The sequence below is a fragment of the Leptospira mtsangambouensis genome, from assembly GCF_004770475.1.
Lineage (GTDB): Bacteria > Spirochaetota > Leptospiria > Leptospirales > Leptospiraceae > Leptospira_A > Leptospira_A mtsangambouensis.
On sequence record NZ_RQHK01000005.1, the window covers coordinates 96,238 to 121,178 of the forward strand.

Genomic DNA, 24,941 nt, shown 5'->3' on the forward strand with positions numbered 1-24,941 from the left:
GAGTAAAAAAAGAAAATCACTTTCCATTCGTTTTCGTTTCCCGATCATCATCCTATGTCGAGAACTAGTTTAGAATCTATAAAAACAAAAAAAAACTGGGTGGAATTGGGTCCTGTGTATGTGAATCGAGTCAGGTTTCTTTTGGCGGGGTTCTATATCATAGCAACTCTTGGCTCTTATAAAACCTCCACTACATTACAAACAACAAGTTATTTAGTGGGGATCTCCTGTATGTTTCTGTATGGGGGCCTTCAAGCTTATTTATTTAAGAAGGAAAAGTTAGGAGCATTATTCCCTAAGGTTCTCATCCTTATGGATATCACAGTTCTTTTTGCTGTCACTGCGTCTGGTCTTATGGGTGGTAGTGGGGTTGCCGCAGATTTAATCAAGTCTCCTACACTTTATGTGTTATATTATTTTTATGTTGTGTATTCTGCATTTTTATTTTCGAAACGAACACTTCTTATGAGTACATATTATTCTGCGTTTTGTTTGGTAATGATTTCCGTCATTGGTTATGGGCAAGGAGTTGAATTTAAAGAGATAGAAGGATTTCAAAGCCAAAAGAGTACGGTTGGAATCTCGAATGAAGTGTTTAAGATACTTTTTTTGATTTGTTTCGGATATTTAACTTCCGCGGTTTTGAATCTGTTAAACGAAATCAAAAATGAATCTGAAGAAAGACAAAAAATTGCGGAGTCGGAACGGGGCACCGCTGATGAACTAAATCGAAACTTGGTTCAAGTTGGTTCCGAACTATTTAAAACTCTAAAATCAATTCGTGAAATCACTACGGATTTTAATTTTCAAATTGAATCACAAGATAAATCGATCCACGAACTAACAGAATTTGTTTCTTCCTTTTCGGAAAGCATTCAATCTTCCGTAGACAATATTGGGAAACAACACAACCAAATCACTTTGTTGAATCATAAATCAGATACGTTGAAACTGAGCATTTCTGAAATTGGAACAGTTGTTGAAGAATTGAACTTTAATATGAGTGACTTTCAAGACAGGAGTAATGTACTTTCACATACCGTTCAGAACTTAGAAGAGAGACTTCGATCGGTAAACGAATCCCAAAAGGAAGTGAGCGAAGTAAACGATATTATGGCTGAAATTGCAGATCGTACAAACTTACTTGCTTTGAATGCCTCCATTGAAGCTGCAAGAGCAGGCGAACATGGAAGAGGATTTGCTGTTGTTGCCCAAGAAGTCGCGAAACTAGCGGAAAATTCAAATGAAAACGCCACTAAAATTAAAAAGATCATTACTAATTCCAATCGGTTCATTCAGGAAGGGACTGAACTTGCTTCTGTGTCCTTGAAACAAACAGAAACACTCCAATCCAAATATGAGCTTTTGAGCGGAGTGATTCGAACGGCAACAAATAAAATCAATTCTCAAAAAGACATCAACAACCAAGTTCTGGAATCATTGGATTTAATCGAATCGATCTCAAGAGAGTTGGATTCAGAATCAAAAGTTCTAAATCGGGATAAAGACCAGATGATCGCTGTTGTTCAAAAAATGGAAGAAATCAATAGGGAAGTTGTGATAAATGCTAGAAAAGTTGGCGAAAACACTTTAAGTTTGGAAAAACAAGCTGCTGATTTAGCTGCCGAGCAATAATATTGATGAAATCAAAAATTCTAATATTCTTATTTTTGACTACTCCTGCGATAGTTGCCGCTGATGTCATACCCAAAAGATTTGGGTTTGTCGTGGGAGTCAGTGAATATAGGAATTTGACTTTAGGCGACCTAAAAACCGCAAAAAGCGATGCATTGGGAATGACTAAAATTTTATTTAGTTATGGTTCTTATAACCGCATCCAAACTTTAGTGCAAGAAGGTTCTGTTAATTCTACTCCAACGAAATACAATATTCTAACAAACTTTGAAGCGCTATTAAAAGAAACAAATCCTGATGATTTGTTTATCTTTTATTTTTCTGGTCATGGTGTTGTAGATTATAACGATAAAGTATATTTACTCCCGGAAGATGCAAATCCGACAAATCCGTTTGAGTCAGGGATTGCGGTTGAACAACTTCTCGAAATGACTCGAAAATACCAGTTGAAAAGAGTAGTCTTTTTCATTGATGCCTGTCGTAATCCAGAAGATGGAAAAGGGGAAGAAGGAAAAAAATATTTAGAAGCAGTTAGTTTTCGTGAGTCTGAAATTGTTTCTGTTTTTTATTCCACAAAAGTCGGATATTCTAGTTTTGAAGATCCAAAATCAGGATATGGGATTTTTACAAAGTATCTCATTTATGGATTAGAAGGAAGAGCTGATTCCAATTACAATGGGGAAGTATCTTATTCCGAATTGTCAAACTATGTGATTTCTTCATTGAAGGAATGGTCCAAAACCAATCAGAAATTACAAAAACCTTATACAAAGGAATATGCGGAGAAATCGGAAGATACCATTCTCACATACGCTGTCAATCCTGAGACATCTTTAACGGATGCACCTCTATTCAACCCTTACAATCCTACTTATGCATTTCGTTCCTTTTTGGTCCCCGGTTGGGGACAGTATGTTCGAGGTCAGGAAGAAAAAGGGAAAATTTATATGTCCATCTTTGCGTTAGGGGTTTTATACGCTGGATATCAGTACAATACCTATAGGCAGGACAAAGCAGCCTATGAATCTGCAGTAGGGTTCCCACCGAACCCTCGCATCGCAGAAACAGTGGCTCTCAATTATTATTTAATTGAACCTTACAGGCAACGGATGGAATCGTCCAGGGCTAATTTGTCACAGGCTTTGACAGTGCTTCTCTTTCTCTGGTCGGCAAATGTGTTTGATTTTTATCTCTTGGGGCCCAATCCTAAGGAAAAGTCAGGTGTATGGCTTGATTTCAATTGGGAAAACCAAGGTTATATGGGAATTGATCGGGTTGGGAAGTTAGGATATGCGATGCATTTTTAAATTAGTTTTCATCTTATTGTTATTCCAATGTAAGATCCAAAACAAATCCCAAAATCTTTTTGATCCGACAACACTTTCAGGTGGTTCGGTTGCCGTTTTATCTTCTTTGGTATTTCAGGATGGAATACAAATCACCACTAGATACCAGCAGAATGACTATCCATCTTTTGTAAAAACAGAGATTTTGGATTTAGATTTAGATAAACCAGTTTCCTCTCATTTTAATAAAAAACACTTTTATGTGTCAGAAAATTATAAAGACGACTTAGTTCTCAGAGATGTTTTCCCTCTATCTGAATCAAAAGTGCGTGTATTGTTTTCTGTTTCCTCTCGGTCTGAATGGAGAGAACCTATCATCCTACGCATTCAGAAACCTGAATCACTTACGGAGTATGCTTTTAACTGGAAAATATTGGAATTCAAATTTCCTTATCCACGTTATATCGGGAACATTTCGGAAGCTAAAGGTCAGATTACGACACAACATTTGTTAGATGGTAGAATTTTATTGGTTGGAGGAGTTTCTGTTGCAGGGAATACATTGCCAACAGTAGAAATTCTGGATCCTGATACAGGGACAACTGTTTTGTTTCCTCCTTTAAACCAAAGTTTGATGGGGATGGCGATTTGCGCAAATTCCGATGGGACTGTGTATGTTTCCGGAGGGAAAACAATTGTTGGCTCCCCAACAGTCAATACTCAATTCAGCAATAAAATTTATAAAATCAATAGTACAAATCAAACAGTGGAAGAACTTCCTTTTACTTTGCAGAAGCGAAGGTATGGCCATTCGATGGTATGTTTGAGTAACGGTGATTTGCTAGTTTCTGGAGGCCAGTTTCAAGTAGGAACGGATCATACTGCGATCACTAATGATCATGAATATGTTTCCATACAAAATGGGAACACGACCGTTTTGAATTCTTCGGCGAACTTTCCGATGAATACAATATTTCATTTTGCCGAGTATGATTCATTCAAGCAGCGAGTCCTATTTTTCGGAGGTAAAGACCGAATTGACCCGTTTGCTGCTTATTCGAATTCCATCAGTACATTAGATTTGAATTCCCAAGTTCTCAGCACATTGCCTTCTGTTTTTTCGACGGCTAGATCCAATGTAACGAGTATGATCCTGCCAGGGAATGACCGATTGGTTTTGGGTGGCGTAATGGGTGGTGGTGTTGGTTCTCGGAGTATTGATTCTTGGAATGAAACTAGTTCCACAAGCCAAACTAATGGATTTACAAGCAGAATGAAAAATGGGAGTTCCATTACAAAGTTTTCAGATTCGCAAGTTTTGTATACCGGTGGTGTTGATACATACTATAAGTCCGGTATCTTAGAACTTTATGACCACATTGAAAAGAAAAACTTTGTTGTTGATACAATGATGAATGCACGTTCAGAACATACGGCAATTCAAACAAATAGAGGTATCATCATATTCGGAGATTCTGCTTTGACAGATACAAGGGTTGAGTTGTATGGGAAAGATTAAGTTCATTCTACTTTTCTCATTTTTGGTTTCTTGCCAACTCAGTTCGGGACAAAATGCTTTTGATCCAAACTCACCAACAAATTTAGGATTGTTTTTGTTAGGTGCGGAGTCTGTAGTCAACATGGAATTTTCAACCAATCGTGTGCAACCCGGTGGGACTATTTATATTTCTACAAATCATGATTTTACTTCGAAGGTAGATGGATTACGTTTGCCAATTTCCGGTGTAGGAGTGAATCCCATATCTCAGGTGATCCCTCGTAGCCGATACTTATATGAAGTTCGTATGAAACCAGGAATCACATCTGGTAAGTTTAGTGTTAATCTAAAAGATTATTATTTGAACGAATCACTTCTGGTGAATCCAGCAAACTTTGAATTCGAAATAGATTCCCAACCACCGGTACTTGAACTCCGCACAGGAAATGCAATTGATATCTCTGAATTACAATCTGGTTTTCTGGATATCGTTTCTAATGAAGAAATTGTTTGGGAAGGAAAACTTTCTCAAGTTACTTTATCGGGAACTGCAAAAAATACCCTTGTTGTATCGGATATCATTGTATCTGAACGTAACATTCGTTTGTTGTTTGCTGGAGATCCAAATTCAAATGGGGGAATCCTTACAATTTCTTTTAGTGGAGTTAATGATAAAGCTTCCAATTCACAGGGGACCGTGATGGTTCCTGTCAATGTGTTTGCATTCAAAAGTGGTCCCAACCTAAACGTTGCAAGAAGGTCTTGCGTTGGGATTGAGCTCGATGATGGAAGAAGACTTGTTTTGGGTGGAAGGGCAAAAAAAGATGTTTTGATCAACGGGAATGGGACACTCAGCCATTCCGAGTTTTATAACTCCGTTACTAAACAATTTTTGTCTGCTCCTGACATGGTCTACCGCCGCCAAGAATTCGACGTTGTCAAATTACAAGATGGCAGATTGTTCGTATCAGGTGGGTTCGGTGGTAAGGTTGGCGACCCATCGAATGGAAGTTTAGCATCGACAGAAATTTATGATCCAACAACCAATGTTTGGACAGAAGGGCCTTCTCTAACAACTCCCCGTCAGCTACATAAGATGACTTTGCTTCCAAACGGTGATGTTTTGGTTGTGGGTGGACTCAGTCCATTTAAACCATTCCAATCTGTTGCGATGGTAGAATTGGTTCATATCACCAATCATCCAGCTACCATGACTGTTGAAACCATTGGAAACTTAGCAGATCCTCGTGGTAAACATGCACAGATTTTGTCGCATTCTTCGGGTAAGGTGGTGATTTTTGGTGGTGAACGTTCCGATATAACGGGACCAATGCCAAATGATTTTAATGCATATGCTTTAGATTCTATCGCCTTATATGATATTAATTCAAAAACTTTAATAAATTCGTCTGCAAAACTATATAAAAGATTTAATCATTTTGTGCATGGTTTGACGAATGGTGAAATTTTAATTCTTGGTGGGATCAATTCAAGATTTGATACAAGCCAACCTGTCCTTCGAGCACAAATTTATAACCCTGCGAACGATACAATTCGAGACCATAAAAATCTTTTATTTGGGAGAGAGTGGGGATCTTCCTTCGTTTTTCCATATGGCAAAGACCAACTCATTGTAGCAGGTGGTTTGGAGTATCGCACAGTAAATGGTTCTACATTCGACTCCATCCATGATACAGAGTCTTGGTCAGAATCAATCAATCGTTTTTATATGACTAGTCGGTCTTTGAATGCTCGTTGGGAAGGATGTGACATCCGTTATTCGTCGACAGGCGGTGGAATGATTCTTGGTGGTCGGATTGGTGATATTATAGGAAATACGGAGGAATACAGCTTTGAATAAGATGTTTGTCCTTTCGTTTCTTTTTTCTATTGGGTGTATGTTTCCAGCAGAGTATCATAACGTATATGATCCAAAATCCACTAGTGGTCTCTTTTTAAGTGCATTTTTGTATTCAACACCTTTTAGTTGTTCAGATAGTGCTAATGCTAAATCTCTCGGTAGTGTCGATCAGGTTTTATTACAATGCAACCGAGAGCTTGCAAACATAGATACGGTTTATCTCGCAGAAGCAAACCAAGGTGTTTTTTCGAATATTAGTTTTACGAAGATAAACAAAGATCGACTTTTTGTGAAGTTTGATCCATTGACTGATGATGGTCAGTATGAATTGGTTTTGTCAGGAGTTGTTTCTAACTCAGGTGAAACTTTAGAGGATGATAAACTCTCCATAGTCATTGATACCAAAGTTCCTACTGTATCTCTCTCTGGATACATCCCAATCACTGACTATACATTTTTTTCACCTAGATATTGGGATTTTGTTAGTTCAGAACCTTTGGAACATTTTGGTCCTCCCATACTGAGTGGCCCTCTTGCTTCTTCGGTTGTGCTTAGATCTGTACAAAAGATTAATGAAACTACGTACAGAGTGTACTTTGAGACCAACTTTTCTTCCAATAACCCAGGTTCTTTGACTTTGCAGTTTTTGAATTCAAAAGATAATGCATCCAATGTAGTTTCAAATAGTTTGACTGTCCAGTTTATTGGTCTTGTCTCGGGCCCTAATTTAAATTTTGGCAGATTTGAGTTTGATGCCTTCCAAAACGCAAATGAAGATGTGATTGCCATTTATGGAGGGTCGTCAACTGCAGAAATTCTTCGTAAAGGGTCTTCTAGTTTTACGCTCACGAATCCAAGTTTGCCTGTGATTGCCCGGGGTGAACGCGGTGTGATGTTGGATGGAAAAAATCTTTTGATTACTGGAGGGATCCAACTAGCAAACGCATATGCCCTCACTTCAAGTTATATATTTGATACTGATGCTGCAACAATTACACCGACTGGAAATATGAATGAACCTCGACATCTACATAATATTGTAAAACTCCAAGATGGAAAAGTAATCATTTTAGGTGGAATACGAGACTTTGTTCCTGTCACACCTGCTTACTACACATCTTTGAATACTGCAGAAATTTATGATCCAGCCACTGGTGTATTCACAGCAGTTACCAATCGAATGATGACTGCAAGATCGTTTTCTTGTTCAGTTTTACTCGATGATGGTCGTGTATTTGTGATTGGTGGAACCGACGGGATTTTTGCTCCGAAAGACACAACGGAGTTCTTTGATCCTAACACACAAACATTTTCCTGGGGTCCCACGTTACCTGTTCCTGTAGGTGCCTTGAAATGTATGAAACTAACAGATGGAAATGTTCTGATTTATGGAGCACAGTTATCAAATCTAAACAACTCGACTATGTTATACGATTATACTCGGAATCAAATATTTACAATTGCGAATTCTAAATTTCGTAGAGAGTGGAGCATTGCATCAGAATTGCCGGATGGTGGGATTCTTTTTTATGGTGGTGCCTATCGATATAACACAAGTGAGCCAAGTCGAGTTATAGAAAAACTTGATTATGCAAAGAGTAATAATTTTTTCGATATGGGAATGGCCAAGTATAGTGTTTCAAAACATAGTGGCGTTAAGTTTTCAGATGGAACTTTGTTTTTTCTTGGTGGAGAAACCGGAGGAATCGCTAATTTAGGAACCGATTACTACGGTTTATCTAATTAAAGATTATATGCCACATGATAACGGCCGCATTTACGGATCCTTTAAAAAAATTTGTATTCCAGAACTTGAATTAAAAAAAGAAGCAGAGCTCATTGGACCAAACTTACTCTCTTTAAAGACTGATTGGGAATCAGGTCATATATCCGACAGTTTGCTTTCTTTTCAATTAGTGTTACTTTATTTAGAACGAAGAGTCAAACGACATCCCTTCCTACGAATGGGAAAACCGTTACCGAATCGAAACGAATCTAAAGAATTTTTGGAAGTAGTTCGATTTTATGGAATGCCCGATACCGTACGATTTGCACTATGGAAGTGGCATATAGGTGAATGGGATATCCGTCTTATTGATTATAATCCAAGTTCGTTGGAAATGTTAGAATCGCAAAGTTTAGGTTATCGTTATTCAACAATTAGTTGGGATGATGCGATTAGCGGAAGTTTGGTAGAAGGAAAAAGGGATGCTTTTGAGCATCTTTTGCATGATTTAGCCCATGCTTATATGTTTTTTCGTAAGGATTATGATTTTGAAGGCCAAAAACAATTTTTTCAGAAAATGTATTTTGAATATCCGCAATATGAATCAGCCTTAGAAACAAATCCAATTTTTAGAACTAAGTTTGACTATTGTATTTCTGATATGAATTCACATCCTGCTCATCTTTCTGCTTATTGGAACGCAATTCGAAGAGAAGCGGGGATACCCACGGAAACCAATGGTTAGAGTTTCGGATTGTTTTTGTGGCGATTTAAGTCGCGTTTTGTGTTTTTCTGGATAGTGGTTTGGATTACATCTTGGAGTGAAATTCCCATTTGGTTTGCTAAACATGTTAATACAAATAAGATATCACCAATTTCATTTGGAATGTTGTCTGCCGATTCACCAGATTTGAAGGACTGGTCACCAAACTTTCTTGCCATAAGTCTCGACAGTTCTCCAACTTCTTCCATAAGAATTGCTAAGTTTGTAAGTTCAGAAAAGTACCTAACTCCAATTGTTTGAATCCAATCGTTTACTTCCGATTGTAATTGGTTTAAGGTGATATCAGCGTTTTCCAATTTTTTTCTCCAATTCCTTTGCAAGAATTTTGGTGAACTCTTTCATACCGGCTTCGTTTAAATGGATCAGGTCAAAACAATATTTTCCATTTGTTTCACCAAGAGAGTCTTGGAGATCCATTTCGTCCAAAGTTTGATGAGGTGCCAATGCTTCTGAAAGCCCATCATGCCAAACTTGCATTCTACCTGCATTGTTTACTTTTCTGATTACATCTGAGTATGGTGCAAAGACATTGATAATATGGATGTTTCGATTTGCGATATAATCATACATTTTTTTTAATCTTCTGAAATATCGTTTTGTATCCTCTGTTGCATTGGATTCTTGTGGGACTACACTTGCAATTCCACAAGTTTCAAATAACATACGTCTATGGTCGGGATTCGACGCCTTTGGGATATCAAGAGGAAGATGGAGCGCCAGACGATTCAGACAATCGTCCACACTTTTTAATTGGTATTCATCAATGGATTCAGGATGGTCGTTCTCATAATCCCAAGCATTTAAGTTAGGATTTTTATTTCTTCTTGAGATTGCCTTTAGTCTTTCGTTAAAGTTAATTACAAAATCAGATAGATCTTTGCGATACGCTACAGATTTAAATGTCAGAAATAAATAGTTCGAAAAGGTTAGGTCATATTCAAAATTTAGAACTGTTGGAATTGCTTTAAAATTTCCAAGTTCAGATAACATTGCCATTGTGGGATCAACAATGTATTTTCTATCTACCCAAGGCATTCCAGGTTCCATCACGTGTAGGATAATTTTTACATTTGGAAATTTATCTAAGTATTCTTCCAAAATTCGATGTTGGACGACCAACTCCGAACCACGAACGGCAATGGATTGCGTTTTCCATCCAGACTTTTGAAGTTCTTCATTCAGAATTCGTATACTTATTCCTTCAAATGCAACAGAAGTTCCCACAATGAGAATGTCAGGATCTAACACATCTCTTTTCGATACTACATGTTCTGTTACACGGTTGATATTGGACGCATAGGAATTTTTCTTTAAAAAAGGTTTATAAAAGCCTGCTTGAAGAATACATTCCAATGCGATTAAAATAAATAATGATAAAAGAATCTTTTTATCGGTAAAAAAGGAAATGGTTTCTTTTAGTAAGCTCATAATTAAAATTGAAAGTAGAGAAAGTTCTGACTTTCAGTGACTCCAAAAAGTAATAATAGTAATACGTTTACAATAACAAAGGTTGTGTATTTTAACCAACTTCCCGTGAGAAGGGTAGGGATTTGTCTTTTCGAAAAAACATAACTTGCAGTAAAACAAATCACAAGTAAAATCCCGAATCGGTAATTTGACCAACGAGTGAGAGGGGCAACAGAATCATTCAAAAATACAAGTGCTTTCATCATCGGAATGGCTTTTTCCATTGTTTCTGCTCGAAACATGATAAAACCAAATGCCAAACAGAACATGGTAAAGATACGGGCCAAAAGGTCATACACTCTTCCACCTTTGTTGTTCAAAAATTTTGCAACTTTAGTGTCTCCGTAGAATTTATGTGAAAGTAACATTGTACCCTGCCAAATTCCCCATCCCACGTAGTGGTAAGCTGCCCCATGCCATAAACCTGCAAATAACCAGGTGATCATGATGTTTCTGATATACATGATTACGCTTACTCTCGATCCGCCTAACGGAATATAGATGTAGTCTCTGATCCAAGTTGAAAATGAAATATGCCACCTGGACCAATGGTCTGCAATGTTTCGACAAGACATTGGAAAGTTGAAGTTTGGATTAAATTGGAATCCGAATAATCTGGCCACTCCGATTGCGATGTCTGTATAACCGGCAAAGTCAAAATAGATTTGCCAACCAAAAGCCAAAGCTCCAGTCCATATTTCAATAGAGTTCAAGTTTTGGTAATTTGCAAAGGTTGAATCGACAACTCGTGCTAGGTTGTCAGCAAAGACGATTTTTCTTGTGAAACCAATTAAAATTAGAGCAAAAGCGGTATCAATGTTTTCTTTGTATACCCCAAGACGAAAGTCTAAGTCGCGGAAAAAAGTTTCAGCACGGACAATTGGACCTGCAACCAGTTGTGGAAAAAATGCAACATATAGCGCAAAATCTAAAAATGACTTTCTTGCTTCAATTTTACGATTATAAACATCGATGGTATAACTCATCGACTGAAATGTATAAAAAGAGATTCCTACAGGAAGGATGATGTTTTGTTTAGGGAATTGATAAGAACCCAAAAGATGGATGTCATTGATCACTCCTAATAAAAAATCAGTGTATTTGAAAAACCCAAGGGTTCCAATATTTACTACAAGAGATAATACCAGTAACCATCCTCTTGCACTATCTCCATCTTGTTTTTCTTCAATCAGTCTTGCTGCAAAGTAGTCGATGATGGTTGAAAAAATTAAAATAAAAACATAGGGATTAATTTTAAAATCACAATAGAGTCTATCGGTATAAAATTTTAATCCCTCCGCTGCCATTCCTGTGCAGGATATGGAAGAAGGTTGCCAAGCCATGTAAAAGTAGTAACTGGTAAGTAAAAAAAAGAGTTTTTGCCAACGATTCTTTAGAATGTTTCCTACAATGATCGTTACAAAAAAGAAAACTAAAAATTCAAAAGAGTTAAATAACATTTGTTTGGTTCCTAACGGTAAATTGATTCTTCGGCTAACTTCTCAACAGGTCCTTGGATTCCTTCGGTATATCCAAATTTTGGACCAATGGATCTAGGAAGTGTGGAGAAGGTAAAATTTGTACTGAAGTAAAATAGAAATAAAACAAGATAGATGGAATGAAGGATGGCCTTAGAAAACTTTGGTAACATCGGTATGGCTAGGGATTGCAAAGTATAGGAGTTAAGTATCCAAAGTGCAATCGTAGTCCCAACCCAAAATTCAAAAAAATACCCTTCCCACCATGTGTAAAATCCGATGGATGGAATGATCCAAAACAACATCACCAATAGTTCTTGTTTGTATCGGGCCCACATAGTACGGAAATTCAAAATTCCCAGACACAAACTAAAAATCCAGAATAAAAGATTTAAATTGTAGGGGAGATGTTTGGGGTTCTGGAAGTCAAATAGGTTCACACGAAATTTAGGAATGACGTTCTGGAATACAAGGAACGCATCTCCTATCCCTCGATAGAAGTAGAGAACATAGTTTTTTTCTTCACCAAGGCTAGTCCCCCAGCGATTGATGGCAGCATAAAGGAACATCCAAAAGGAAAAATGTTTTTCATCGATTGGTCCAAGGCCTCTTTTTAAAATGATAAATCCAACAAACAAATAAGATAGGATCGTTGCCATTCCTAAACAGGTCAGATAAAGGAAGATGATTCTAAGTTTTTTACCAAAACTACGATTTGGCGAAAGGAATACTGCCATAGGTACCATTCCAAAATGAATGACATTCGATTGATGAAAGTAGATACTAAAGAGTTGGATGAACCATAGAATGATGAGATGTTTTGTTTGTAACCCTTGTCTAAGGAAATAAATTGTATATAAAAATAGAAGTGCCATCAAACAAGAATGAATGAGTGGTGTGTCGTTATGCAAACTATAGAACCAAAACGCTTGGCTAACTTGGATGACAAGAGCAAGGATGATTCCAAGCAATAGATCCTTATATAGTTTGTAATAAACCCAAATAAAGAGCCCTAAAAAAAATAATGAAAAACTGAGAATCCGCAATCTTAAAAAGAACATAATGTCCGTTGTTGGATATATAGAACGAATCATTTTCCAATAGAGTAGACCCGAAGATTCAAAACCCAAATGGTGTGGGTTAAAAAATGCAGATTCTACTCGATCCTTTTGGATATTAAGTGCATAGACACAAGAATCCCAGTCAAAGGCCCGAGATAGGTATCTAAGATGAAACAAAAACAGGAAAAGTAATAAAAGTAGAATGAATAACTTTTTCAAGAATCAGATTCCGGTTTAACGATTCAAAACTCGATTCACGATGATTTTATTTTTTTTATAAGGGAAAAAGAACGGAGTGGTCAGTACAGTTTTTCCGTCCTTTTCCCAAATCATTCGATTACAACCAATGTAATCGCTTAACCCACCATGTTCATATCCTAATTGAATTTGATTAGTTTCAAAGTTGACTTTGACCAGCTTTTTTCCGAATCCAAATCTTTGGATTTGCCAAATTTCATTTTTTACAAAAACAGTTCTTTTATTCCATTTGTTTAAAAGGCGGCTAACGTCAATTAGTAGAGATACGGTTATGTAAAAATAGACAAATGCGGATAAATAATGATAATATCTTAGTTCGTCTAAAAAAGGAATTTTTAAAACTTTTGTGATTTCTAACACTCCAACGAACCAGAAAAAAAACTTCCCTAGATAAAATGCGTATGGAAGGCTATAAACAAAAAACAGAACGACTGCTGTAATCAATAAAAGAGAAGGGATGGGATTTATCGTTAATTCATCAAATAAAGAAGTGCCAAAATAAGCCGCTTCCTTTTTGCTTTGGATTTCTTTCCATTTTGATATCCATTTGTTTAGAAATTTCATAAAAAAATTACCTCTTCTATTTTTTTCGCTGTTTCTTCCCATGTCCATTGTTTGGCGGGAAATTTCGGAGACCTGACTTTTTTAGGTCCTGACATTCGTTCGAAGGTTTGAGTCCAAACCTCTGTTTGTTTTGGTGGGACAAAAAGATCACATTTTTCAGATAAAATCTCTTTAAAAACGGGGATATCAGAAGCAACACAACGTTTGTCTTCTAACATAGCTTCCAAAAGAGGTAATCCGAATCCTTCGTGTAAAGAAGGGAAGAAGAACGCCTTACATTGTTTAAATGCTTCTGCCAAAGTGGAGTCGTCAGGTTTTTCCAAAAACTGAACGCCTTGTTTTTGAATTTCTGGGTCATTTAACTTTTGGTATAACAACTCACCTTCTTCTCCCCATCCCCTTCGACCAAGAATGAGTAAAAAGTTTTTATCTTTTGGATGGTTCTTTTTGAATTCTAAAAATGCGTCTACTAGGCGATTGATATTTTTTCTTGGTTCTAAAGTTCCAACTGTTAGAAAAAAATCTTTAGGAAAATTGGTTTTTACTTTTCCGGTTTTTTGTTTGGATACACCCGGATAAACAACTATACATTTTTTTTCGTAGGATGGATTGTATGCGGTGATTTCTTCTTTTGTGTTTTTAGACAAACAAAAGATTTTGTCCGCATTTTTCATAGTGATCGGTGACAAAAGTTTATGTTGTATGTAATTCCATTTCGCCATTGTCTCTGGGGCAGAGATAAAGTTTAGGTCATGATAATTTACATAACTTGGAATAGGAAGTTTTCGAAACGGTAACATTTGAATGGTGCCCCAAAAAACTTCAATTCCATCTTTTTTTAAACGTTTTGGAAGGATAAAATTCAAATAGATTGGTCCTGGGATTTTTTTAGGTTCCAGGATCTCTTTTGTATTTGGACCTAATAAATCCCGAAAAACAGGATGGATGGGTTTGTTCGTATATAAAAAGAATTCTTTTTCTTTATGTTTTGGGAGAATGATTTTTAATACTTCTGCTAAGTATCTTGAATTCCCCGTCATTCCATAAGCAAGAGGTCTAGCATCAATGCCGATTTTCTGTTTCATGGAATGCAAACCTTACAATGTAGAAGTATAAGAAACTAGTTGTATAAAATAAAATAGAGAACATTGACAGTGTTGCTTCTAATTTTGTTCCAACAAATGTTCGATGGGCAATCAGTGGTAAACTTAAGATCACAAGTAGAATGTATAATTCCTTTTTGTTATCTATTTTGTTTGTTACTTGATTCAAAATAAAATAAACGGGAATTAAACAAATCACAAAGCTATGAACCCAGCTAATTCCACTAAAGAGTGCAGAAACTAAAAACAAAAGAGAAACAATTTCCCATTTTTTGTTTTTCTTTCTCCATAATAACAATAGTGGAACTCCAAATAGAATCATAAACACAAGTTGAATGAGTTTTAAAGTGGACAAGGACAAATTTACAAATGGCATCGAGTAAGTTGGTTGGTTGATCATATCTGCACCAGACACAAAATATTTAGCCAATGTAGAACTTAAGGATTGGTTATTTTTCCAAGAACGAAGGAGGGGATTACTGAACGCATTCCCTAAAATTTCGCGGAGCCATTCTGATGTCATTTGAATGGTATAATCCCAATGATACAAAAGTGGAATTGCATTCCAAACAATCATACCAACCAAAAACCAAAGGATTCGTTTGTATTGTTTTTCGTAGACAAACACAAATAAAAAAACAAGAGGAGTGATTTTGATGCTAACTGCAAGGGCCAATAAAAATCCACTCAACCAATGAGATCGTATCGTGAGTGCTACGAAGATGAGTAGGATGAGAAGAAGCCCCACCTGGTTATTTTGGATATGACTTTCTAAAAATCTAAAATTGAAAATCAGAGAGGCAAGAAGAATCAAAAAAGGATATTTGGAGTGGCTTAGGTTTAGTTCTTTATTTTGGAATAATAAGTAAAGGATTCCAAACAAAGAGATCCAACTCAGAATTTCAAAAACAAGGGCCGCCCCTGGCTCACTGAGATAAGTAAATGGAATGAGTAAAAAAGAAAACAAAGGAGGGTAGATATAGGTTGCTGTTTCGTTTTGAAGAGCCGAAAGCAAATGGAGATTTTCTGGTCGGAAAAGGTCTTCCATTGTTTTGATTTTGGTTTGGAGTTCAAAAGCAACATCAAACCTGTAGAGATTTTCACCTGTTTCCCAGCGTTCCGCAGCATGGTAATAATCTAAAAAATCCGACTTTTGTTTGGACCTGGAAACGGAAAGGACAAGGAGAACCAAAAGTAAGAGGCTCAAAATCCATTTTCCACGTTTCTCAACGGTTTCGAAAAATTTCCACATAGTTCTCCTACCATTCCCAATATTTCTGGTTAATTGACAAGGTTTTCCCAAGGCTATCTATAGATGGATTTTTTGAACGAATACGATTTCCACCTTCCCGAAGAGCAGATTGCTAAATTTCCCTTAGAAAATAGGGACGAGTCGCGTCTCCTTGTGGTGGATCGTGCCCAATTAAAATATTGGGAAGCACCTTTGTTTCGAGACATCACAACCTTGGTTCGACCAGGTGATATTTTTGTATATAATGAGACAAAAGTATCCTATCGGCGTGTGTTTTTACAAGTGGAATCAGGTAGAATCCATGAATCGATTTTTTTAGAACCACAAGACACCCAAAACCAAACTTGGTTGTGTATATTAAAAAATAGGGCAAAATTAAAGTTAGGTGATAGGTTGTCTCCAGTGGGGTTCCCCAACTATCAGTTTGTTTACCATGGCCCGGAAGAAGAACTTTCTTTTCTAGGCTCTGAGTTATCAATTTCTGATTCCGATTTTGAAATTTTTGGAAATATTCCAATCCCACCTTATCTCAAACGGAATGTAACAGAAGAAGACAAGGTAAGATACCAAACGATTTTTGCCAATCGATCAGGATCGGTTGCGGCACCTACCGCTGGCCTTCATTTCACCGAAGAGTTAAAAAATACGTTCCGAACACTTGGTGCAGAGTTTTTGCCAGTGGAACTACAAATTGGTTATGGGACATTTCGTCCTTTGACCACCGAACAATGGCAGACTAAAACTTTACATAGGGAGAAATACTTAGTTTCTGAATCCACAGCAACAAAGTTAAACGATGCAAGAAAAGAGGGAAGGAGGATCATCGCTGTCGGAACCACAACGCTCCGTGTTTTAGAAACTGTTTTTGATTCTCAACTACAGAAATATAAGGTAGGATCAAGTCAAACTGACATCTTTTTGTCGCCAGGTGACAAGATTGATTCTGTGCAAGGATTGATCACAAACTTTCATTTGCCCAAGTCGAGTCTCCTTCTTCTTGTCAGTGCCTTTGCTACGACTCAACTTGTGTTGGATTCTTATCGGTATGCATTGAAGAACGGGTTTCGTTTTTATTCGTATGGGGATTCAATGTTCTTATTTTAAAAATAGATTTACATCCTTTGGAAATTAGGAAATATGTTTCTACAGTTTCTTTATGTACTCCCCGAAATCTTCGGTATATGTTTCCCTTTTCTCTGGTTTAGGTCTTCTTGGTGTAGTTTTTATCGCTCCCATCAAAGAGTCTGCTGTCAGAGAATTAGAACCTCCCAACTCATTAGGGTTAGGTGAAGAATATTTACTTACAACTCCTGTTAAAACAAACTCAAAAAAAAAATCTCCCGGTAATTCAGAATATTCGAATCATCTAAAGTCTCTTTCTTTGGGGTTCCTAACAGGGTCTAAAAAAAATGGGAACAATCCTCTCGAAGGAAATCCAAACTCCAATTCTGGGAACAAATTGGAGTTTGATCTTTCTCCTCCCTCTATCAATGTTTGGGATGCAAAACAAAGTGGTGAACCATCATTGGCGCAACCAATTCCTGTGACACCAATTCATCCTTCTGCAACAATGATCTTTCGTCAGTTGGATACCAATAGGAGATTGTTGGTAGATCCAAAACAACTCTATGAATACCAGGGAAGTTTTTCACCGGCACAATTTCTCAAAGTACAAACCTCTGTTTATCAGGTGAAAACGGAAAATCCAGTAACAGCCTATGGTGCGGAAGGTGGAAAATTTTCTTTTTTTTTTGGCAGTGATAAAGTCCAACTAAATGTTAAATACAATTATGTAAATGCAAAACCTGGATCCTATGCCAATGGGCAAATGGGGTTTTTGCCGGCCCAAGACATTGCCTCTCTCGGTTTTATCTTTTTTCTGGGTTCTTCTAAGAACTATTCTCTTTATGTTGGGAATCAAATTTTTAATGTCTTTAACGACCCTTTATTACAGGTAAAAGACCAAAATGGTCGTTCTCCAGAGACTTTTGCTGCTAGTTTCCGTGGCAAACATCCTGGAAAATTAAAAACTACTTTTTTTCTTAATTTTCAGAACCAGTTTTATAAAGACGGTATGCTAATTGGGGTTCCCGGTGGTTTTATGTACGGGAATGGGTTTAATGGAAAATCGTTTTATGAATATGTTACCTCACTTGGGATGGAACTTGCGTTTTAAAAAAATAATTTTTGTTTTGATTTTATTTAGCTTTAGCGCTTGTTATTTGGGAGATGAAAGAGAGTCCAAACCCCAAAAAAAAATCGTTCCCCCCCTCGAACAATTGGCCCTATCTCTCTCAGAAAAAGGTTTTTATTTCAAACCACAAAGACTTGTTGTTTTAACTTTTTTAGACCATGAGGGTAAAAAAAGCCCCTACGGCGATATCCTTGCTGAAAAACTAACCACAGAACTTGTAAAAAAAGATCGGTTCCAAATTTTAGACCGCTTGGCCAATGAAAAGGTTTTAAAAGAAGCTGGACTTGGTTTGGATGTTCCCACTGACACTGCCACCTTGCGGAAAATAGGTGATGTTTTGAAACTCGATGTCATCATCACGGGAATTGTGACACCATACCAAGACGGAGTTTTTGTCAATACCAGACTGATCGAAATCAAATCCGGGCTCATCCTCAAAGCGGATGAAGTTTATGTCCGTATTGACGGCTAAAAAAGATACTGGTTCTCACAAGTGACCCAAATTTACTGATTTTACTACTTGTAGTTTAATTTTCGATTGATTCCCTTTTTTCCTGCGGTCTGATAGGTATAAGAGGTTCAGATGGCATTTGATATAGAAATGATTGCGGCGCGTTATTCCAAAATGGAAGCGGCCATCGCACAAGCCAGGAAGGTAGTGGGTCGACCCCTCACACTTACAGAAAAGATTTTATACAACCACCTTTGGGATGGAAATCCAACAAAGAGTTTTGGGCGCGGTGTTGATTATGTTGACTTCGCACCAGACCGAGTGGCAATGCAAGATGCAACAGCGCAGATGGCGCTTCTCCAATTTATGCAAGCTGGTCGTAAAAAAGTAGCGGTTCCTTCCACCGTTCACTGTGACCACTTAATCACGGCAAAAGACGAATCCGGTGTGGATCTTGGTATTGCTGTCAAAGAAAACAAAGAAGTTTATGATTTTTTATCCTCCGTTTCTAATAAGTATGGAATTGGTTTCTGGAAACCAGGTGCCGGTATCATCCACCAAGTGGTTTTAGAAAACTATGCTTTCCCAGGTGGGATGATGATCGGAACAGACTCCCATACAGTAAACGCTGGGGGACTTGGAATGGTTGCCATCGGTGTTGGTGGAGCTGACGCTTGTGATGTGATGGCGGGACTTGCTTGGGAACTCAAATGGCCAAAAGCCATTGGTGTCAAACTCACTGGAAAGTTAAATGGTTGGACATCCGCAAAAGACGTAATCTTAAAAGTAGCAGGTATCCTCACCGTGAAAGGTGGAACTGGTGCGATTGTAGAATACTTTGGTCCTGGTGCCGAAGCCCTATCTTGTACGGGAAAAGGTACAATCTGTAACATGGGGGCAGAAATTGGTGCCACCACTTCTACTTTTGGTTACGATGAATCCATGGAACGTTATTTAAGATCCACTAACAGAAGTGATGTGGCAGATCTTGCTAACAAATACAAAGCTCACTTAACAGCTGATCCAGAAGTATATGCAGATCCTTCCAAATACTTTGACCAAGTGATTGAAATTGACCTCAACACGTTAGAGCCTTATGTAAATGGTCCATTCACTCCAGACCTTGCGACTCCAATTTCCAAAATGAAAGAAGAAGCTGCAAAAAATGGTTGGCCACTCAAAGTAGAAGTAGGCCTCATCGGATCTTGTACAAACTCTTCTTACGAAGATATCTCAAGAGCTGCTTCCCTTGCCAAACAAGTGGCTGCTAAAGGTTTAAAAACCAAAGCAGAGTTTACCATCACTCCTGGATCGGAATTGGTTCGATACACCATCCAAAGAGACGGGTTCATTGATTCCTTCCATAAAATTGGAGCCAAAGTTTTCTCTAATGCTTGTGGGCCTTGTATTGGAATGTGGTCTCGTGTGGGTGCAGAAAAAAAGGAAAAGAACACAATTGTTCACTCCTTCAATCGTAACTTCCAAGCCCGCCAAGACGGAAACCCAAACACATACGCATTTGTGGCTTCCCCTGAAATCACAACGGCTCTTGCCATTGCTGGAGACTTAGGATTCAATCCACTTACTGATACCTTGACTAACGAAAAAGGAGAACAAGTAAAACTGGATCCACCTACTGGGGAAGAACTCCCTAACAAAGGTTTTGCGGTCGAAGATGCTGGTTTTATTGCACCGGCGGCAGATGGATCAGGGGTCCAAGTCATTGTAGATCCAACATCCACAAGATTACAACTTCTTGCTCCATTCAAAGCTTGGGAAGGAACAGACCTCAAAGGTCTAAAACTACTCATCAAAGCCAAAGGAAAGTGTACAACAGATCATATCTCAATGGCAGGTCCTTGGCTCAAGTTCCGTGGTCACTTGGATAATATCTCCAATAACCTTCTCATTGGGGCTACGAACATCTTCAATAGTAAAACCAATGAAGTAAAAAACCAACTCAGTGGAAACTACGAACCAGTTCCGCAAACCCAAAGAGCTTACAAAGCACAAGGGATTGGATCCATTGTGGTAGGTGACGAAAACTATGGGGAAGGTTCTTCACGGGAACATGCAGCGATGGAACCAAGACACTTAGGTGTGAGAGCGGTTCTTGTAAAATCGTTTGCTCGGATTCACGAAACCAACTTGAAAAAACAAGGGATGTTGGCTTTGACTTTTGCAAACAAAGATGACTACGATAAAATCCAAGAAGATGATGTGATTGATATTGTAGGACTCACAAGTTTTGCAGAAGGGAAACCTCTCACTCTTGTTCTCAATCATAAAGATGGGAAAAAAGATGAAATTTCTGTGAACCATACCTACAATGCGCAACAAATCGAATGGTTCAAAGCAGGTGCTGCTTTGAATTTGATGAAAGCGTAGTAACGAATCTTTCGAATGGTCGCCAGGTGGAACTCATCTGGCGATTTCCCACCTTGGAATGCCAAAACAAAAGTCTAAATCCACTACAGCCAATCCAGAAGAAACTTTGATTTGGACGGGTTCTTCTTCTAACCAAACCAAAGCGCAAAAAGAGTTTAATGATGCTTTAAAAAAACATAAAGAAACATTGGAGCGTTCCAAAGAAATCGAACCATTGTTTCAACTAGTCAACGAAACCTATCTGAAAGATGTTTTACCCCAATTGGAAAAACAAAAAAAATTAGAAAAAGAACGTTTCGATCTCATGTGTGCCATCCTTCTTGAGGAAAGGCTTTCTTTTGGAAAGATGCAAAGAGAATTCCTGCGGCGTTATCTTTTAGATATTTGTAACGATTCCATGATGGAAGATTCTTCTTTTTACGGGAATTACAGGGACCAGTTAGAAACTAAATTTGAACGAATGGAAAGACTTAGACATAAAAGTCAAATGGAATCAAAAATCAAACAAAAGTTTGGTGTAGAAATTGATTTGGACGATTTGAACCGGACTGAGTTTGATTCCGAAGAGGAAAGAGAATCACACGAAGAAAAGTATAGAGAATTTCGAGAAAAATATGAAGAATATCGCGCTGAATACTTTAGAGGTTCCCGTTCTCATTCCGGGGAACGTAAAAAATCAAAAGCACAGAGTGAAAAAGAAAAAAAGCAATTAGAAGCTGAACGATTGCTTAGCACAGACATTAACACCTTGTTTAAAAACTTAGCAAAACTCATTCACCCTGACAAAGAACAAGATCCAATTCTACGGGAACGTAAATCAAAACTAATGACTAAACTCTCTGGTGCAAGAGACAATATGAACATTGCGGAGATTTTAGAAATCAAACTGCAAGTGGATGAACTTTTGCCTAACCAACAAACAGATATTTCGTTTCATGATTCATCCATCAAACGATTTGTTGGAATCATCAAATCCAAAATTCGAGAATTAGAAGATTCTATCAGACAAAGATTTTTTTCTCATCCTCTGATGGCAGATTTTCCTGAGAAAAAAATCACAAAAGAAACTCTTGAGGTTTATTTAAACAGAGTGAAAAAAGATAACATTATGGTAACTAAGGCTTTTGAAAAGGAAGTGGACCAACTTACAAGGGAACCAAAATACATCAAAGAAATGATCCGAGAGCTCCAAAGTTTAGGAGTTCAGTTTTAATGAAGAGTTTTTTAAAAAAACAAAACTTCGGCTTTGGTAAAAATGGGAAAGAGTTTGATGGTACCTATTGGTCTGACATTTACGGGAATGGGTTAGACGTAGATGGATCTTACAACGCCAAACAACATGCAGAATACTTAAAAGCACTCTTTCTGTTAATGGAGATTCCGGTTTACAAAATGGCCGACTTCGGTTTCGGAAAAGCCATTTTACTCCGAGAGATGGTAAAAACATTTTCTCCGGTGAAAGTGTATGCAGTGGATGCTTCCAAAGATGCCTATGAAGATCTAAAGAAAAAGGACTGGGTCAAACGTTCTGATAAATTCCATCTTTACCATGAATCCTTAGAAACTTTTAAACTTCCTAAGTTAGAAAAGGAACCGGTGGAACTTGGAATTTGTAATTCTGTGATCCAATACCTTCCCGATTCTATGATTCCAGATGTTTTGGAAAAAATGGCTAAGTATTGTAATTATCTATATTTTACAGTTCCAACGAATGAAGATTATGCGGTAATGAAAGAAGAAATGAATTTCACTGATCCTTATGCTTTTTCTCGTTCGAAAAAAAAATATAGGAAATGGATTTCTCGTGATTTTGAAATTGTAGGGTATAATCTGTTACAAAGTAAGTGGCTAGGGGAAAAGGGTTTTAAGGAAGATTTCTTTAGGATTTAGACAAAACAAGTTTAGCTTATCAAAGTTTGTTTTTGTTGTACCTTTGTAAATGAATGTATGAATGATCTGGTTTTGGTTAAGGAAAGGTTCCAAAAGAAGATACAATTTGTTTATCAATCGGAATTTGTGGGATAAAAGAGTAAGAACCTTCTTTTAGTGTCTTAATATGTTTGATTTGTCCTTATTCTTTTCAAAAGAACTTCAGATTTTCTCTTTATTCGGTAACCCGATGAGTCTGATCGAACTTCTAGGCACAACCACCGGCCTTCTTTGTGTTTACTTAGCATCTAAAAATCATACCCTTACTTGGCCTTTTGGGATTTTAACTTCTATTTGTTTTTTCTTTTTATTTTTCCAAATCCAACTCTATTCCGATATGTTGTTACAAATCTATTTTTTTGGATCAAGTGTTTATGGTTGGATGGTTTGGCGTAAAAGAACTGGTGTTTATGTAAAAATCCAATCTTTAGGCAGATCAAAAAACTTAGTTCTTATTGTTGTGATTCTTTTGGGGACTTATGTTTTGGGGCAAATCACAAGCCGATTGCCATTATGGTTACCCAGGATTTTTGTAAAACCACCTGAGTTTTTGTATTGGGATGCATTTACCACTGTGGGAAGTATTGTTGCTAACTTTTTACTTGCTCAAAGAAAGTTGGAGTCTTGGTTTTTATGGGTGTTTGTAGATGTGGTTTGTATTACCATTTATTCTTTAAAGGAAATTCCTTTTGTGACTCTGGAATACATTGTGTTTTTGCTCATTGCTTTTTATGGATGCCACCATTGGTATAAGGAGTATAAACAAAATCAAAATTTTATTTAGTAGTGGGCATAAAAATACAAAAATAGAAAAAACTTTGTTTTTTGGTCCAATCCAGATTTTTAACAGGAGAGGACCAAAAAAGATACGGAAAAGTGTTTCAAAATAAATCGACTTTATGTTCGGCGATTGGCAGGTCGCAAATACCAAGAAACAAATGTTAGTGTTAAAAGTAGAAGGGAAGGAAATATTTCTCCGAATGGGTGACCACAGGCGATATGGGAAATGGCAGCTCCAGACATCGCAAAGAAAAATCCCGCATAAGCCCATTCTTTCAACAAAACAAATTTTGGTGATAAGACTGCCACAACACCTAGCAATTTCCAAACCCCAAGAAGCGTAAGAAAATAAGTAGGGTAACCTAACTGGTTGATTTTTTCTACTTCTTCGGGAAGTTTGATTAGTTGTACAATCGCAGTGGATACCATCCCGAGTGACAACCATAGGGTAAAGAACCAATAAGCTATTTTTTTTGTTTTTTCTGACATTTGATTTCTCCTAAATTAATATATAATCCTTGTTTGCTTGTTTTCCTTTGTAAGCCATGTGATAAGGAAAAAGTATTTTGCAATTTAAGTTTAACTTTAATCGTTTAAACCTTTTCCTTTTAGAATATTTGGTATTTGTTTTTCGATTCTCTCTTTTCTGGTTTCAGATTTTTTTGCACCTGAAAAATGGAGTAGGTAGGCTCTTTGCCTTCCAGGAGTTAAAGATTCAAAAGCAGTCTGTAACTTTGGGTCTTCTTCTAATTGTTTTAAAAATTCTTCTGGAACCTCAAACTCCGAAGTTTTTTTCATAACTACTTTTTTCCCAGATTGTTCCAGTTGTATGGCTTCTTTGATATAAGATTTGATGATGGTTTTTAGCTTTGTGATTTCAGAAACACTTTGGAATCGGATTTGTCTTGCTGATTGGACATTTTTAGTTTGTTGGATCAGTATTTTTTTCGGATCTTTGAGTAAGGCACCTTTGAAGAATAAAATCGCAAAATATTCTTTGAATCCGTGTATTAGGAATATGTTTTGTCCATTTAAAGTATAACAAGGTTGCCCCCATTTGATTTCTTCTTGTAATTCAATTTCTAATGCAATTGATCTTAAGATTTGAAATTCCTGTTTCCAGTTTTTGATTTTTTGGAAATATAAATCGATTTGATTTTTTTTTGGATTTGTTTGTTTCATGTCTGATAGTCCTAATTCACTTCATTTCTTTTTCGCGGAAGTTA

The 24,941-nt window shown here is 37.2% G+C and carries 22 protein-coding genes; 13 read left to right on the forward strand and 9 right to left on the reverse strand.

Annotated features, from left to right (window positions below):
• The first annotated feature begins 54 nt into the window (after nucleotides 1–54).
• From EHR01_RS08610 to EHR01_RS08635, 6 genes are read left to right on the forward strand one after another with little or no spacing between them, the layout of a single operon-like run.
• Nucleotides 55–1,635, forward strand: coding sequence for a methyl-accepting chemotaxis protein (locus EHR01_RS08610; protein WP_135694306.1), 1,581 nt, complete (start codon nucleotides 55–57; stop codon nucleotides 1,633–1,635).
• A gap of 5 nt (nucleotides 1,636–1,640) precedes the next feature.
• Nucleotides 1,641–2,942 (forward strand): caspase family protein, encoded by a 1,302-nt coding sequence (locus EHR01_RS08615; RefSeq protein WP_135694307.1) that lies wholly within the window; start codon nucleotides 1,641–1,643, stop codon nucleotides 2,940–2,942.
• Nucleotides 2,926–4,440, forward strand: coding sequence for a Kelch repeat-containing protein (locus EHR01_RS08620; RefSeq protein ID WP_135694308.1), 1,515 nt, complete (start codon nucleotides 2,926–2,928; stop codon nucleotides 4,438–4,440). Before EHR01_RS08615 ends, EHR01_RS08620 begins: the two co-directional genes overlap by 17 nt.
• A complete protein-coding gene (locus EHR01_RS08625; protein WP_135694309.1) occupies nucleotides 4,427–6,280 on the forward strand; it encodes a Kelch repeat-containing protein in 1,854 nt (617 codons plus the stop codon). Before EHR01_RS08620 ends, EHR01_RS08625 begins: the two co-directional genes overlap by 14 nt.
• Before the next feature lie 37 nt (nucleotides 6,281–6,317).
• Nucleotides 6,318–8,027 carry a Kelch repeat-containing protein gene (locus tag EHR01_RS08630; RefSeq protein WP_244310035.1) on the forward strand — a complete coding sequence of 570 codons (1,710 nt, stop codon included), beginning with the start codon at nucleotides 6,318–6,320 and terminating at the stop codon, nucleotides 8,025–8,027.
• 7 nt (nucleotides 8,028–8,034) lie between these two features.
• Nucleotides 8,035–8,751 carry a hypothetical protein gene (locus EHR01_RS08635; protein ID WP_135694311.1) on the forward strand — a complete coding sequence of 239 codons (717 nt, stop codon included), beginning with the start codon at nucleotides 8,035–8,037 and terminating at the stop codon, nucleotides 8,749–8,751.
• Here EHR01_RS08635 and EHR01_RS08640 read toward each other — a convergent pair.
• From EHR01_RS08640 to EHR01_RS08670, 7 genes are read right to left on the reverse strand one after another with little or no spacing between them, the layout of a single operon-like run.
• Nucleotides 8,748–9,086, reverse strand: a complete 339-nt coding sequence (locus tag EHR01_RS08640) for a nucleotide pyrophosphohydrolase (RefSeq protein WP_135694312.1) — start codon at nucleotides 9,084–9,086, stop codon at nucleotides 8,748–8,750. The two genes, EHR01_RS08635 and EHR01_RS08640, sit on opposite strands and share 4 nt — an antisense overlap.
• The gene (locus EHR01_RS08645; RefSeq protein WP_135694313.1) at nucleotides 9,073–10,218 is read right to left on the reverse strand and encodes a hypothetical protein; all 1,146 of its coding nucleotides are present in this window, start codon (nucleotides 10,216–10,218) and stop codon (nucleotides 9,073–9,075) included. The genes EHR01_RS08640 and EHR01_RS08645 overlap by 14 nt, the downstream gene beginning before the upstream one ends.
• 2 nt (nucleotides 10,219–10,220) lie before the next feature.
• Nucleotides 10,221–11,717: an MBOAT family O-acyltransferase gene (locus EHR01_RS08650; protein WP_135694314.1), complete on the reverse strand. Its 1,497-nt coding sequence runs from the start codon at nucleotides 11,715–11,717 to the stop codon at nucleotides 10,221–10,223.
• 11 nt (nucleotides 11,718–11,728) lie between these two features.
• Nucleotides 11,729–13,015 (reverse strand): hypothetical protein, encoded by a 1,287-nt coding sequence (locus EHR01_RS08655; protein ID WP_135694316.1) that lies wholly within the window; start codon nucleotides 13,013–13,015, stop codon nucleotides 11,729–11,731.
• Nucleotides 13,016–13,030: 15 nt separating this feature from the next.
• Nucleotides 13,031–13,618, reverse strand: coding sequence for an LIMLP_18675 family protein (locus EHR01_RS08660; RefSeq protein WP_135694318.1), 588 nt, complete (start codon nucleotides 13,616–13,618; stop codon nucleotides 13,031–13,033).
• The gene (locus EHR01_RS08665) at nucleotides 13,615–14,658 is read right to left on the reverse strand and encodes a glycosyltransferase family 4 protein (protein WP_135694531.1); all 1,044 of its coding nucleotides are present in this window, start codon (nucleotides 14,656–14,658) and stop codon (nucleotides 13,615–13,617) included. Before EHR01_RS08665 ends, EHR01_RS08660 begins: the two co-directional genes overlap by 4 nt.
• Before the next feature lie 22 nt (nucleotides 14,659–14,680).
• Complete coding sequence (locus tag EHR01_RS08670) at nucleotides 14,681–15,973, reverse strand: glycosyltransferase family 87 protein (RefSeq protein ID WP_135694320.1); 1,293 nt, start codon at nucleotides 15,971–15,973, stop codon at nucleotides 14,681–14,683.
• Nucleotides 15,974–16,036: 63 nt separating this feature from the next.
• On the opposite strand from EHR01_RS08670, the gene queA reads away from it, so the two are divergent.
• The 7 genes from queA to pnuC all read left to right on the forward strand — a co-directional run bounded on the left by queA (nucleotide 16,037) and on the right by pnuC (nucleotide 23,719).
• Nucleotides 16,037–17,077, forward strand: a complete 1,041-nt coding sequence (gene queA, locus EHR01_RS08675) for a tRNA preQ1(34) S-adenosylmethionine ribosyltransferase-isomerase QueA (protein WP_135694322.1) — start codon at nucleotides 16,037–16,039, stop codon at nucleotides 17,075–17,077.
• 52 nt (nucleotides 17,078–17,129) lie between these two features.
• Complete coding sequence (locus tag EHR01_RS08680; protein WP_135694324.1) at nucleotides 17,130–18,149, forward strand: hypothetical protein; 1,020 nt, start codon at nucleotides 17,130–17,132, stop codon at nucleotides 18,147–18,149.
• Complete coding sequence (locus tag EHR01_RS08685) at nucleotides 18,109–18,639, forward strand: FlgO family outer membrane protein (protein ID WP_135694327.1); 531 nt, start codon at nucleotides 18,109–18,111, stop codon at nucleotides 18,637–18,639. The genes EHR01_RS08680 and EHR01_RS08685 overlap by 41 nt, the downstream gene beginning before the upstream one ends.
• Before the next feature lie 111 nt (nucleotides 18,640–18,750).
• Complete coding sequence (locus tag EHR01_RS08690) at nucleotides 18,751–21,006, forward strand: aconitate hydratase (protein WP_135694330.1); 2,256 nt, start codon at nucleotides 18,751–18,753, stop codon at nucleotides 21,004–21,006.
• Between the two features lie 58 nt (nucleotides 21,007–21,064).
• A complete protein-coding gene (locus tag EHR01_RS08695) occupies nucleotides 21,065–22,219 on the forward strand; it encodes a hypothetical protein (RefSeq protein WP_135694332.1) in 1,155 nt (384 codons plus the stop codon).
• Nucleotides 22,219–22,896 (forward strand): class I SAM-dependent methyltransferase, encoded by a 678-nt coding sequence (locus tag EHR01_RS08700; RefSeq protein WP_135694334.1) that lies wholly within the window; start codon nucleotides 22,219–22,221, stop codon nucleotides 22,894–22,896. Before EHR01_RS08695 ends, EHR01_RS08700 begins: the two co-directional genes overlap by 1 nt.
• 166 nt (nucleotides 22,897–23,062) lie before the next feature.
• Nucleotides 23,063–23,719 (forward strand): nicotinamide riboside transporter PnuC, encoded by a 657-nt coding sequence (gene pnuC / locus EHR01_RS08705; protein ID WP_135694335.1) that lies wholly within the window; start codon nucleotides 23,063–23,065, stop codon nucleotides 23,717–23,719.
• Nucleotides 23,720–23,832: 113 nt separating this feature from the next.
• On the opposite strand, the gene EHR01_RS08710 is transcribed toward pnuC, so the two are convergent.
• Nucleotides 23,833–24,204 carry a DoxX family protein gene (locus tag EHR01_RS08710; protein WP_135694336.1) on the reverse strand — a complete coding sequence of 124 codons (372 nt, stop codon included), beginning with the start codon at nucleotides 24,202–24,204 and terminating at the stop codon, nucleotides 23,833–23,835.
• Nucleotides 24,205–24,300: 96 nt separating this feature from the next.
• Nucleotides 24,301–24,897 (reverse strand): YdeI/OmpD-associated family protein, encoded by a 597-nt coding sequence (locus EHR01_RS08715; protein ID WP_135694338.1) that lies wholly within the window; start codon nucleotides 24,895–24,897, stop codon nucleotides 24,301–24,303.
• Nucleotides 24,898–24,941 lie beyond the last annotated feature (44 nt).

What these genes read in the sequence shown, in the direction of transcription:
- queA (WP_135694322.1), top strand. Translation starts at nt 16,037, where the DNA reads ATGGATTTTTTGAACGAATACGATTTCCACCTTCCCGAAGAGCAGATT.
- EHR01_RS08630 (WP_244310035.1), top strand. Translation starts at nt 6,318, where the DNA reads ATGTTTCCAGCAGAGTATCATAACGTATATGATCCAAAATCCACTAGT.
- EHR01_RS08645 (WP_135694313.1), bottom strand. Translation starts at nt 10,218, where the DNA reads ATGAGCTTACTAAAAGAAACCATTTCCTTTTTTACCGATAAAAAGATT.
- EHR01_RS08615 (WP_135694307.1), top strand. Translation starts at nt 1,641, where the DNA reads ATGAAATCAAAAATTCTAATATTCTTATTTTTGACTACTCCTGCGATA.
- EHR01_RS08625 (WP_135694309.1), top strand. Translation starts at nt 4,427, where the DNA reads ATGGGAAAGATTAAGTTCATTCTACTTTTCTCATTTTTGGTTTCTTGC.
- EHR01_RS08650 (WP_135694314.1), bottom strand. Translation starts at nt 11,717, where the DNA reads ATGTTATTTAACTCTTTTGAATTTTTAGTTTTCTTTTTTGTAACGATC.
- EHR01_RS08620 (WP_135694308.1), top strand. Translation starts at nt 2,926, where the DNA reads ATGCGATGCATTTTTAAATTAGTTTTCATCTTATTGTTATTCCAATGT.
- EHR01_RS08665 (WP_135694531.1), bottom strand. Translation starts at nt 14,658, where the DNA reads ATGACGGGGAATTCAAGATACTTAGCAGAAGTATTAAAAATCATTCTC.
- EHR01_RS08695 (WP_135694332.1), top strand. Translation starts at nt 21,065, where the DNA reads ATGCCAAAACAAAAGTCTAAATCCACTACAGCCAATCCAGAAGAAACT.
- EHR01_RS08715 (WP_135694338.1), bottom strand. Translation starts at nt 24,897, where the DNA reads ATGAAACAAACAAATCCAAAAAAAAATCAAATCGATTTATATTTCCAA.
- EHR01_RS08685 (WP_135694327.1), top strand. Translation starts at nt 18,109, where the DNA reads ATGAATATGTTACCTCACTTGGGATGGAACTTGCGTTTTAAAAAAATA.
- EHR01_RS08680 (WP_135694324.1), top strand. Translation starts at nt 17,130, where the DNA reads ATGTACTCCCCGAAATCTTCGGTATATGTTTCCCTTTTCTCTGGTTTA.
- EHR01_RS08670 (WP_135694320.1), bottom strand. Translation starts at nt 15,973, where the DNA reads ATGTGGAAATTTTTCGAAACCGTTGAGAAACGTGGAAAATGGATTTTG.
- EHR01_RS08700 (WP_135694334.1), top strand. Translation starts at nt 22,219, where the DNA reads ATGAAGAGTTTTTTAAAAAAACAAAACTTCGGCTTTGGTAAAAATGGG.
- EHR01_RS08635 (WP_135694311.1), top strand. Translation starts at nt 8,035, where the DNA reads ATGCCACATGATAACGGCCGCATTTACGGATCCTTTAAAAAAATTTGT.
- EHR01_RS08710 (WP_135694336.1), bottom strand. Translation starts at nt 24,204, where the DNA reads ATGTCAGAAAAAACAAAAAAAATAGCTTATTGGTTCTTTACCCTATGG.
- pnuC (WP_135694335.1), top strand. Translation starts at nt 23,063, where the DNA reads ATGTTTGATTTGTCCTTATTCTTTTCAAAAGAACTTCAGATTTTCTCT.
- EHR01_RS08610 (WP_135694306.1), top strand. Translation starts at nt 55, where the DNA reads ATGTCGAGAACTAGTTTAGAATCTATAAAAACAAAAAAAAACTGGGTG.
- EHR01_RS08690 (WP_135694330.1), top strand. Translation starts at nt 18,751, where the DNA reads ATGGCATTTGATATAGAAATGATTGCGGCGCGTTATTCCAAAATGGAA.
- EHR01_RS08660 (WP_135694318.1), bottom strand. Translation starts at nt 13,618, where the DNA reads ATGAAATTTCTAAACAAATGGATATCAAAATGGAAAGAAATCCAAAGC.